General features: G+C 58.4%; 9 protein-coding genes. 4 read left to right on the top strand and 5 right to left on the bottom strand.

Annotated features, from left to right (window positions below):
- Nucleotides 1-55 precede the first annotated feature (55 nt).
- Both ACOYXE_RS28705 and metR read left to right on the top strand, forming a co-directional pair.
- Nucleotides 56-2947 (top strand): hypothetical protein, encoded by a 2892-nt coding sequence (locus ACOYXE_RS28705; RefSeq protein ID WP_460927167.1) that lies wholly within the window; start codon nt 56-58, stop codon nt 2945-2947.
- Between the two features lie 203 nt (nt 2948-3150).
- The gene (gene metR / locus ACOYXE_RS28700; protein ID WP_007916739.1) at nt 3151-4068 is read left to right on the top strand and encodes a transcriptional regulator MetR; all 918 of its coding nucleotides are present in this window, start codon (nt 3151-3153) and stop codon (nt 4066-4068) included.
- Nucleotides 4069-4162: 94 nt separating this feature from the next.
- Here the strand turns inward: metR and ACOYXE_RS28695 are convergent, their stop codons facing one another.
- The 5 genes from ACOYXE_RS28695 to ACOYXE_RS28675 form a co-directional block, all read right to left on the bottom strand.
- Complete coding sequence (locus tag ACOYXE_RS28695; RefSeq protein WP_160059269.1) at nt 4163-4663, bottom strand: GNAT family N-acetyltransferase; 501 nt, start codon at nt 4661-4663, stop codon at nt 4163-4165.
- A 2-nt stretch (nt 4664-4665) separates the two neighbouring features.
- Complete coding sequence (locus ACOYXE_RS28690; RefSeq protein ID WP_405122956.1) at nt 4666-5304, bottom strand: LysE family translocator; 639 nt, start codon at nt 5302-5304, stop codon at nt 4666-4668.
- 23 nt (nt 5305-5327) lie between these two features.
- Complete coding sequence (locus tag ACOYXE_RS28685; protein ID WP_160059271.1) at nt 5328-5747, bottom strand: NUDIX hydrolase; 420 nt, start codon at nt 5745-5747, stop codon at nt 5328-5330.
- Between the two features lie 68 nt (nt 5748-5815).
- Entirely contained in the window at nt 5816-7141 is a 1326-nt protein-coding gene (locus tag ACOYXE_RS28680) for an APC family permease (protein ID WP_160059272.1), read from the bottom strand.
- A gap of 316 nt (nt 7142-7457) precedes the next feature.
- Nucleotides 7458-8279 carry a carbon-nitrogen hydrolase family protein gene (locus ACOYXE_RS28675; protein ID WP_160059273.1) on the bottom strand — a complete coding sequence of 274 codons (822 nt, stop codon included), beginning with the start codon at nt 8277-8279 and terminating at the stop codon, nt 7458-7460.
- Between the two features lie 125 nt (nt 8280-8404).
- Here ACOYXE_RS28675 and ACOYXE_RS28670 point away from each other — a divergent pair, with 125 nt between their 5' ends.
- Entirely contained in the window at nt 8405-9205 is an 801-nt protein-coding gene (locus ACOYXE_RS28670; RefSeq protein WP_038368479.1) for a helix-turn-helix transcriptional regulator, read from the top strand.
- 171 nt (nt 9206-9376) lie between these two features.
- Nucleotides 9377-10996: an FMN-binding glutamate synthase family protein gene (locus ACOYXE_RS28665; protein ID WP_405122954.1), complete on the top strand. Its 1620-nt coding sequence runs from the start codon at nt 9377-9379 to the stop codon at nt 10994-10996.
- Nucleotides 10997-11020: the final 24 nt, after the last annotated feature.

The raw sequence follows: 11020 nt of genomic DNA, 5'->3' as shown, positions 1-11020 counted from the left end.
GTTCAGAGCCGTAGCTGAATATTGAGCGCTTCAATCCCACAGGGAGTCACCGGAAATGAACGACTTGTCAACCAATAGCAATAACCTGACGCAAGTGCTGATTTTCTCCACCGACCCGGATCCGGTAAGAATTCTGACGGATTACCCTCCATTCATTCCAGGTTACAAGTCGCTGTCCGGGGATATCGCTGGCGTTAACCGAAACATGGTCAACAGCGACCGCCGAGGTTTGCTCGGCTATGTTTTTCCGTACCTGAACATGGACAGCACCGACCAGTTGCGTGTGTACCTTGGGACCCGTCCAACGCTGGTTGCCGGACCTTTTCCCGTTGGCGCGTATATAAACCAACTGGTACCGTTTTATATTCCAGTCGCGTTTCTCGAACAGATGTATGCGACGCCTGTGCCGATTCCCGAAACGCTTGAGCTCTTCTGCAGCATTCAGCGGGTTAGCGAGAACGAGCGAAACTTCCCTCCCCTGCCGCTCCTGTACAAACCTTTTGGTCCCGGCGAACTCGATACCCGACACGACCTGCCGAACAACCAGGGACTGGCTCTGCCAGTGCCCTCGGAAACCGTCATCGACAAAACCGTTATTGAAAACGGCATGTTCGTCACGATTCCGCAGTATTTGTACCAAGCCATCGGCGATTTGATCTACCTGGCGATAGGCCCGCGCGAACTGAGCCTGGAAGTGACTGCATTGGGTGATGTGCTGTTTGAACTGACACCGGGATTTCTAAAAACATTGCCCGACACCGACAAGGTGGCGATCACTTACGAGATTGTCGATATCGTGGAAAACGGCAGCGGCTGGTCATCGGCCGTTTCGCTTGCCTTGAAGCCGAACACGGTGTTGCTCGCAGCACCATTGGTTGATGAATCGGATGCCGAAGACAATCTCGATCACGACGCACTGGACGGCGGGTCGGCAACCGTAGTGATCACGGGTCAGTTCAAGTCCGGTGACATTATCAACCTTACCGTTGTCCTGTTTACCTCGGTGGGTGATCGGCTGGAGCGCATTATCAAAGAGGACGTGAAAGGCACATCACGTTCGCTGCGAATTCCTCTTGAGAATTCGTTCATTCAGAACGGCATCCGTGCGTCGATGGTACTCAGTTACACCAAGTTGAGCGGTGGCATCACGCAGCATTCAAAATGCACCACAGTCACCATCAGCGGCACGTCCCTCCCCGCCGCGGCTCCCACCATTGAGGAACAGCAAGGTAACGAACTGCCCGCTGACACCTCGCCGGCCCATGTGCACATCCCCACCTACTGGCCGCTGCTCGAGGGAGCGACCGTAAGCCTGTATTGGCAAGTCACCTTGTCCAATGGTGTCGAGAACCTGTACATCTTTAGCCAGATCATCAATGACATCACGCAACCTGTGATCTTTACCGTAACCGGCGAATACATCGACCGGTTCGAGAGCTGCCCGCTGACCGTGCTTTACAAGATCGAAAATCCCGGCAAAACCGTGGTGCAGTCCGGATCGCTGAAAATCACTATCGGCGCCGCAGCCGAATTACCGGCTCCACTCCTGGTACAAGCACTGCCCGGAAATCGGGTTCAGCCACTGGACACTCGCAACACCGCGACCGTGCGGGTCAGCGACCCGGCCATGAATCCGAGAAAAACCTACACCCTGACGATCAGAGGGCGTGCAGGTTTCGGCAGCCCGGTCATTACGTCAAAACCGGGTAACAACAGTGGTGAACTGCTATTCGACCTGCCGCCGACGGCTATCCCCGCCAATATTGGCAGTTACATCAAAATCAGTTGTGTGAAAACCGAGAGTGGCAAACCCGACCAGCCTTCCGGTGTCAGCCGCTATGAGGTACTCCCCGTCGCCAACCCGCAAATCAACTTCCCGCAAATGAGCATCGAGGAAGCCAAGGGAGGCGTACTCGACCTCAATAACTTCAGCGGCGACGCACACTGGATATTGCCGCCGTACCTGTTTCAAGCCATCGGTACCCGTATGCGCGTTGCCATGAGCGATGACGAGCACGTCATCATGCTTTTCGATGCAGTGATCAACGCCACCCATGAGCGAGAAGGCTTGAAGGGAACGATCAGTCGGGAAGAACTGAAAAAATATAAAGACGGCACACAGGTCTTCGGCCTGTCAGTCGCCAACTACAGTGATCGGGGCGGCGTCGATACCTTTTTCCCTGTGCGTGAATTGACGATCAAAACGCAAATACTGGCGAGACCGGCGATCACACAATTAATAGACAATCAGGGCGCCATTACCGGGCCCGTTGCGAACGGTGGTGCCTGCGATGCCACGTCACCACAATTGGTCGGCACGGCAACGCCCGCAAGCAAAGTTCATTTGTTCAACGGCGACAACCTGTTAGGTATTTTTGATGTGGAGTCTTCAGGACTTTGGCGTACGAACGTCAATATCGGATTGGGTCGCCATGTATTAACGGCGAAAACTCCCGATGGGCAACTGATATCCGCTCCCTGGGTTGTCACCATTCGCCCGGATCTTTATGACGACACCAGCTTCGTCGGCGGCTTCAACGGCTGGAGTATTGGGCCAGGTGGCGCAACTGGATACCTCGCGGCCCATACCTATACACAGGCGTTCTGGAACATCACACCTGCGGGCCGTAACTATGCCGGAGCCATTCTGTACAAATATTTGCAGCTTGTTGTCGGAGCAAGCTATCGCTTCGTAGCGCAAGTAGGCGATTTTACGGGGTCGGGAGGGCGGCATTTGCCCGTAATAAATTTGCGCGCGGGCAATATGCTAAATACACCGTTGTTCACGCTTGGCAGACAACAGAATTACACCTTGCAGGGCGACTTCACCGCCAATTCCGCCACAGCATTGTTTGAGATAGTCAGCCATCAAGGCACTCCAGACGGAAACGATTTCCTGATCTTCAATTTGCTGGTGCAACAGCTGACTAACCCACCGTCGGCGTGAAACCAGCGAAAACGGGAACTCGCAATGCACAGTAAAAACGCGCTGAGACGTTGCCTCAGCGCGTTTTTTTTGCGGTAAGCCTCAGCATTCGCAGCCCCTCATGGCGCTTCAGGTTCTATAAACCCTTTTGTCGACAGCCAGGCAATCATGAGACAAACTCAACCTTTTAGTGCTTACCACAAGTTTTACTCATGGAGCCATCGGTGCTTGAAATCCGCCACCTGAAAACCCTGCATGCCCTGCGCGAAGCCGACAGCCTGGTCGATGCCGCCGACCGGCTGCACCTGACGCAATCGGCTTTGTCCCATCAGTTCAAGGAATTGGAGGAACGTCTGGGCATGGCGTTGTTCGTGCGCAAGACCAAACCGGTGCGTTTCACCAGCGCCGGTTTGCGCCTGCTGCAACTGGCCGACGCAACCCTGCCGCTGCTGCGAGCCGCCGAACGGGATATCGGTCGTCTGGCCGGTGGCACCGCCGGGCGCTTGCACATGGCCATCGAATGCCACAGCTGCTTCCAGTGGCTGATGCCGACCATCGACCAGTTCCGCGATGCCTGGCCGGAAGTCGAACTCGACCTCGCCTCGGGCTTCGCCTTCGCGCCGCTGCCGGCCTTGGCCCGTGGCGATCTGGATCTGGTAGTGACGTCTGATCCACTGGAAATCGCTGGCATCACCTATGTGCCGCTGTTCACTTATGAAGCCATGCTGGCCGTGGCCAATCAGCATGCACTGGCGAGCAAACCGTACATCGTCCCCGAAGATTTGCTCACGGAAACGCTGATCACCTACCCGGTGGAACGCGACCGCCTCGACATCTTCACGCGCTTCCTGGAACCGGCCGACATTGAGCCGGCCCAAGTACGCACCTCGGAACTGACGGTGATGATGATGCAACTGGTCGCCAGCGGCCGTGGCGTCTGCGGCATGCCGCACTGGGCGCTGCACGAGTACAGCTCGCGCGGATATGTGAAGGGTAAACGGCTGGGGGAAAAGGGTTTGTTTGCAACGTTGTATGCGGCGATTCGTACCGACATGCTCGATGCACCGTACATGCGTGATTTTCTGCTGACGGCGAAGGACACGTCGTTCTCGACCCTTGATGGTGTCAGCGCCGTGCGCTGACGCTAAAAATCAAAAGATCGCAGCCTTCGGCAGCTCCTACAGAGATCAGTGTAGGAGCTGCCGAAGGCTGCGATCTTTTGATCTAGCCCCCCTCTCAAGGTAATTCACGCCACATATGGATCTTGTCGAAGTAGTCTTCACCCACCCGCACCGCCAATGGTTCGAGGCCGAACTGGATGAAGCCGCAGCGCTGGTAGAGGTTGAACGCGGCGTCATTGCCGGCGGTGACGGTGAGCTGGAGCAGTTTCAGCGCCGGATGGTTTTGCGCTTCGGCAATGGCCGCCTGCACCAGTTCATGGCCCAGGCCATGCTGGCGAAAATCCGCCGACACGTACATGCCGAACAACGTGGCCTTGTGACGAGCCTTTTCCCGAGGCTCCAACGCCAGGCCGACTATGCCGGCCAACGTACCGGCTTCAAACGCGCCAAGCACCACATCGAGTTTGCTGGTCAGGCGCCCTTCCCACCAGCTCAATGGCATCACCGCGCGTTCGCGCACGCTTGAGGTGAAGGCCTGCGGATGACGGTCATAGGCTTCGAGCATCAGTTCCCGGTATGCCAGGGCATGGCTGGCGTCCAGCCGTTCGATCCACATGCTCACGCCGTCCTGCGTTGCTCAAACATCAGGCGCACGGCCAGACCAGCCAACACGAAGCCCATGAAATAACGCTGCAGTACCAGCCATGTCGGGTTGCGCACAAACCACGAAGCAATGCCCGCCGCGAACAGTGCGATCAGCAAATTCACGCAGAAACTGACGCTGATCTGGGTGAGGCCGAGAATGATGCTTTGGGTGAACACCGAGCCGTGTTCTGGCGTGATGAATTGCGGGAATACCGAAAGGTAGAACACGGCGATTTTCGGGTTCAGCGCACTGGTGAGAAAGCCCATGGTGATCAGCTTGCGCGACGAGTCCGCCGGCAACTGCTGCGCTTCGAACGGCGAGCGCGCCCCCGGTTTCAGCGCTTGCCAGGCCAGCCACAGCAGGTACAGCGCGCCGGCCCACTTGAGCACTTCGTAGGCCATCGGCACCGCGAGGAACACCGCCGTCAAACCAGCCGCCGCCGCAAACAGATGCACAAAGAACCCCGCCACCACGCCGAGCAACGACGTGACCCCGGCCTTGCGTCCCTGACAGATCGAACGCGAGATCAGGTAGATCATGTTCGGCCCCGGCGTCAGCACCATCAGCAGTGCAGCAGCGGCGAAAATCAGCAGGTCTTGCAACGGGATCATGGCAAAGTCCTTTGCGTGGATGATCAGGCGATTGCGCTTAGCGAGTTGCGATAAAACGGCAGGATCAGGTCGCGTGTCAATGGTGCCAGATCGACTTCAGGATCAGTGGCCGGATCGACCCAGATCACCTCTTCGATTTCCGCCGCCGGCATGACGTCAGTGTCGATCGTCAGTTGAAAGATTTGCGCTTGCACAACGCACCCCGGCTCATTGGCGGCGGGAGCGGAAAACTGCCCGAGAAATGCCGCCTGCGCAGGATCGATCTGCAAACCCAGCTCCTCTTCCAGCTCACGCGCCAGTGCGTGCACCGGCAACTCGTGCGCTTCGATCTTGCCGCCCGGTTGCATGAACGCCGTGGTCCCGCGTTTGCGCACCAGCAGGGTCTGCCCTTGAGTGTTGAGCAACAATGCGGCGGCAATACGAATCGTGGAAGCAGTCGACATACGAAAAATCCTTGGCGCAAAAGCGCCAAGGATCACATGTCGGTCAACGGTATGCCAAGCCGCAAGGTTCAGCTCGCTTCCTGGAAATCCATCTCCGGCGGCTGCCGGCGGAAACCACCAGTGAGCACCGCCAGATACACCACGCCGATCACCAGCCAGCTCAGGCCTAGATACACCGCCAGATGATCGAGGCTGACCATCAGCCACAGATCCGCGACCAGACCAATGAACGGGAAGAGCAAAAACAGCACCAGCTCACGCAGGCCTTTTTTCTCGCCGCCGATCCAGTAATGGAAAATCACCGACAGGTTGACCAGGCTGAAAGCCAGGAACGCGCCGAAGTTGATGAAGGAGGTCGAAGTGGTCACGTCAAGTTTCAGCGCCAGCAACGCCACCACGGCGCAGAGCAGGATGCTGTTGACCGGCGTGCCGAAGCGCGTGTGCAAGGTGCCGAAGAACGACTTCGGCAGAACGCCGTCACGGCCCATGGCGAACAACAGTCGCGAACCGCTGGCCTGTGCCGACAGCCCTGAAGCGAACTGGCCGACAATCAGACCAATCAGGAAGATCGACACAAACAGGTCGCCACCGATGTTGCGGGCAATTTCATAGGCCGCCGAATCGACGCTGTCGAACTGGAACGACGGGTGCGCTATCTGCACAAAGTACGAAACGCCGACGAAGATCAGCCCGCCGATCAAGGTGATCAACATGATCGCCCGCGGGATGGTGCGGCGTGGGTCGCGGGTTTCTTCGGTCAAGGTACTGACCGCATCGAAACCGAGGAACGAATAGCAGGCAATCGCCGCGCCGCTCATGATCAGCGGCATGTGCATGTCGCCGCTGAAGAACGGTTTGATCGACCACAATGGCGTGCTCGCATCGCCCCCGATGTAGTGCACGCACAGCGCGACGAAAGCGATCAGCACGAGGAATTGCACCAGCATCAACAAGGCATTGATGCCGTTGGCCAGTTTCAGGCCAATGATGTTGATTGCGCTGGTGATGCCGATGAACGCCAGCACCCAGATCCATTGCGGGATCGACGGGAATGCCGAGGCCAGATACGCCGCGCCGATCAGCCAGATCGCCATCGGCAGAAACAGGTAATCGAGCAAGACTGCCCAACCGGCGATAAAGCCGAGTTTCGGGCTGATCGCCTTGCGTACGTAGCTGTAAGCGGAACCGGCGACCGGGAATGCGGCAGCCATGCGGCCGTAGCTCATGGCGGTGAAGAACATCGCGATCAGTGCCGCCAGATACGCGGCGGGCACCATGCCGGCGGTCGATTGGGCGAGGATGCCGAAGGTGCCGAGGACAATGATCGGCGTCATGTAGGCGATGCCGAACAGCACCACCGACCCTAATGAAAGGGTGCGTTGCAAACGAGCCATGGGCGACTTACTCCGAATTTTATTGGATTTATGGCAGAGCCGAGTTCGGCGAATGTTTTCGGGTGTGGCTTTGTTGTTCTGGTGTTGTTTGAGTTTTTTGTTCGGCTTGAAATCTTTTCCCCCTCACCCCAGCCCTCTCCCCCAGGGGGTAGTGGGGGAAGGGAGCCGATATCCATGGGTTTCAACTCCTGAGTAGGACTTGAACTCGCAGTTTCAAACCCTGAGTGCGACTGGATCCGTCAGGTCGGCGTACCTCGAACAATCAACTCGGTCAGTCCCCTCTCCCCCCGGGAGAGGGCTAGGGTGAGGGCATCGGTCAACGGCGTGGAATCAGCAACTCGCGAACACCATCGCCGTGCTCCACCACTTCCCCCGGCAACTTCAAGCGCTGATCATCCAGATAGCGGTAATCCCTGCGCGCAATCTCTAACCGCGCGAAATCCAGCTCAACGCAGAACGTCCCTTCTTCCCGTCCGGCCTCGAACAACAGCGCGCCCAGCGGATCGACCAGCGCACTGCCGCCGGCAAACATCAAACCGTCATCCCCCGCCTCCACGCGATTGACCATCAACGCAAAGGCCTGATTCTCCTGGGCACGGGCCATGATCGCGGTGCGGTGAGTCGGCGCGTACGGGTCCATGTTGCCGTTGGTCACGATCAGCAACTCGGCACCGAGTTGCGCGAGGGCACGGGCCGACTCCGGAAACTCGATGTCGTAGCAGATCAGCAGGCCAACGCGCACACCGTTCCACTCGCAGGTGACGTAGCGGTCGCCGGCCTCGAACACGCCGCGATCCGACGCCCACAAATGCGTCTTGCGGTATTTCAGGGCGATGCCTTCAGGAGTAATCAGCAGCGTGGTGTTGTAGAAGCGACCGTGGTCGTTCTCGGCCATGCCGATCACCACAGCGATATTGCGTTTGCGCGCTGCGGCCAACACGGCGCTGACAGTCGGGCCGTCGACGGATTCGGCGGTTTGCGCCACGGTCTCGGCCGTCGGGAAGCCCATCAGGTGGGTTTCCGGGAACACGATCAATTGCGTGTCGGCAGCGCACGCGGCGATCGCTGCCAGTGCGCGTTCGAGGTTATATGCCGTGGCATTGTCACGGCCCGCCAGTTGGGCGAGTTCGACTTTCATGGGAGTTCCTTGTTATGCGCGTCGGGCGCTGAAAGATTGCCCGGTGGCTGTCTGTGGGCCAGTATGCGCAGCAAGCGAGCGGCCAGGGAATTACGCGGCCGGGGTAACCCGATAGGGGTAGATCGATGACACTTTCGTTTGACGACATCACCTGGCACCGCGCCGTCGGGCAATTGATCGACGCGCTGGACAAGCCGAACTTCTGGGCGCAACTGGTGCGACTGCTCGATCAGTACGTGCCGTTCGATAGCTGGGTGGTGCTGCTGTTCAGCGCCGATCAACACCCGCAGGTCTTCGCCGAATGCCCGGGCGCAGACGGCAGCCCTGACCCGTTGTTTCAGGATTATCTGCGCGGCCTGTACCTGCTCGACCCGTTCTACATCGCCTGTCGCGAGCAAACGCGCACCGGTCTGTATCGCTTGTCCGAGGTGGCGCCGGAGCATTTCGAACTGACCGAGTATTACCAGCGATACTTTCGTCTGAATGTCGTGGCCGACGAAATCCAGTTCAATTGTCAGCTCGAAGGTGATCGCACGCTGTGTCTGTCGCTAGGCAGTGAAAAACGTTTCACTGGCGAACACATCGCCTTGCTGTCATTGATCCAGCCTTGGGTGCTGGGCCTGCTGCGCCAACGACTACCCTATGAGATCAACGAAACCGTGGCCCTCGCCGCCGCCCCTGTCCGGGCAGACTGGCGGGTGCAACTGGAGGCGTCGGTGCAACAACTCAAAGGTGCGCAACTGACCGCCCGCGAGCTGGATGTAGGGCGTTTGATGCTCAGCGGTTGCTCCAGTAAAGAAATCGCCCGTAAGCTGGAAATCTCCGTAGAAACCGTGAAAGTCCATAAGAAACACATGTACAGCAAGCTGGGGATCAAATCCCAGTCCGAGCTGTTTTCGATTTTTCTTCAGGCGCAAAACGCCTGATCGTTTGGTGAAGTTGCCTCATGTAGGAGTGAGCCTGCTCGCGATGGCGTCGGGTCAGTCAAATCATTTGTAGCTGATATACCGCTATCGCGAGCAGGCTCACTCCTACAGGGGAATGTGTTTATCCCTGAATCTTCGCTGATTATTCCGAGTCCGAACCAAGGAAACCGTATGAGCCTGTCACTCCTGAGCCGCTACGCCTTCTTTGCCGTCTGCGTGATATTTACCCTCGCCAGCCTGCCCTTTCTCGAACATGACTGGCTGTGGCCAATCACTGCGGTCACCGGCGTGCTGAGCCTGATCGGTCTGTTCGACCTGCTGCAAAGTCCGCACGCCGTACGCCGTAACTACCCGATCCTCGGCAACATCCGCTATCTGGTCGAAGGCATTCGCCCGGAAATTCGCCAGTATTTGCTGGAGTCCGACAGCGATGCCCTGCCCTTCTCCCGCGCGCAACGTTCGCTGGTGTATTCACGAGCGAAAAACGAAACCGCTGACAAGCCGTTCGGCACGCTGATCGATGTCTATCAATCCGGTTTCGAATTCATCGGCCACTCGATGCGCCCAGCGCCGCTGAGCGACCCGAGCAGTTTCCGCGTCACCGTCGGCGGCCCGCAGTGCAGCCAGCCGTACTCGGCCTCGGTGTTCAACATCTCGGCGATGAGCTTCGGCTCGCTCAGTGCCAACGCTATTCGCGCACTCAACCAAGGCGCAAAACTCGGCAACTTTGCCCACGACACCGGTGAAGGCAGCATCAGCCCGTATCACCGCGAACATGGCGGTGACCTGACCTGGGAACTGGGTAGCGGCTACTTCGGTTGCCGCACCAGCGACGGCCGTTTCGACCCGGAACGCTTCGCTACCCAGGCGCAGAATCCGCAGGTGCGGATGATTGAAATCAAGATGAGCCAGGGCGCCAAACCCGGCCACGGCGGCATCCTGCCCAAGCACAAAGTCACCAAGGAAATCGCCGAAACCCGTGGGATCCTGATGGGCGAAGACTGCGTCTCGCCGTCGCGCCATAGCGCGTTTTCCACACCGCTGGAAATGATGCAGTTCATTCAGCAATTGCGTGAGCTGTCCGGCGGCAAACCGGTGGGTTTCAAGTTCTGCCTTGGCCATCCGTGGGAATTCATGGGCATCGCCAAAGCCATGCTGGAAACCGGCATCCTCCCGGACTTCATCGTTGTCGACGGCAAGGAAGGTGGCACCGGCGCCGCCCCGGTCGAATTCACCGACCACATCGGCGTGCCGATGCGCGAAGGCCTGCTGTTTGTCCACAACACCCTGGTCGGCCTGAACCTGCGCGACAAGATCAAACTCGGCGCCAGCGGCAAGATCGTCAGCGCCTTCGACATCGCCAGCGTGCTGGCCATCGGCGCCGACTGGGCCAACTCCGCACGCGGCTTCATGTTTGCCATCGGCTGCATCCAGTCGCAAAGCTGCCACACCAACAAATGCCCGACCGGCGTGGCCACTCAGGACGCTTTGCGCCAACGTGCGCTGGTGGTGCCGGACAAAGCGCAGCGCGTGTTCAACTTCCACCGCAATACCTTGAAGGCTCTGGCGGAAATGCTCGCAGCGGCCGGGCTTGAACATCCATCACAACTGTCGGCCAAGCATCTGGTACGGCGCATGTCGGCGACCGAGATCAAACTGTTTTCGCAGTTGCACGTGTTCCTGAAACCGGGGGAATTGCTCACCGGGGAAGTCAACGGCGAGTTCTATTCGCGGATGTGGCAGATGGCGCGGGCGGACAGTTTTGAGCCGCAGGAAGTCGCGGCCGCGTAACGGCCAATGCGCCGGTCTGCGCAA

Source organism: Pseudomonas sp. MC6 (assembly GCF_054790575.1).
This window is presented reverse-complemented; position numbering and strand designations above follow the sequence as displayed.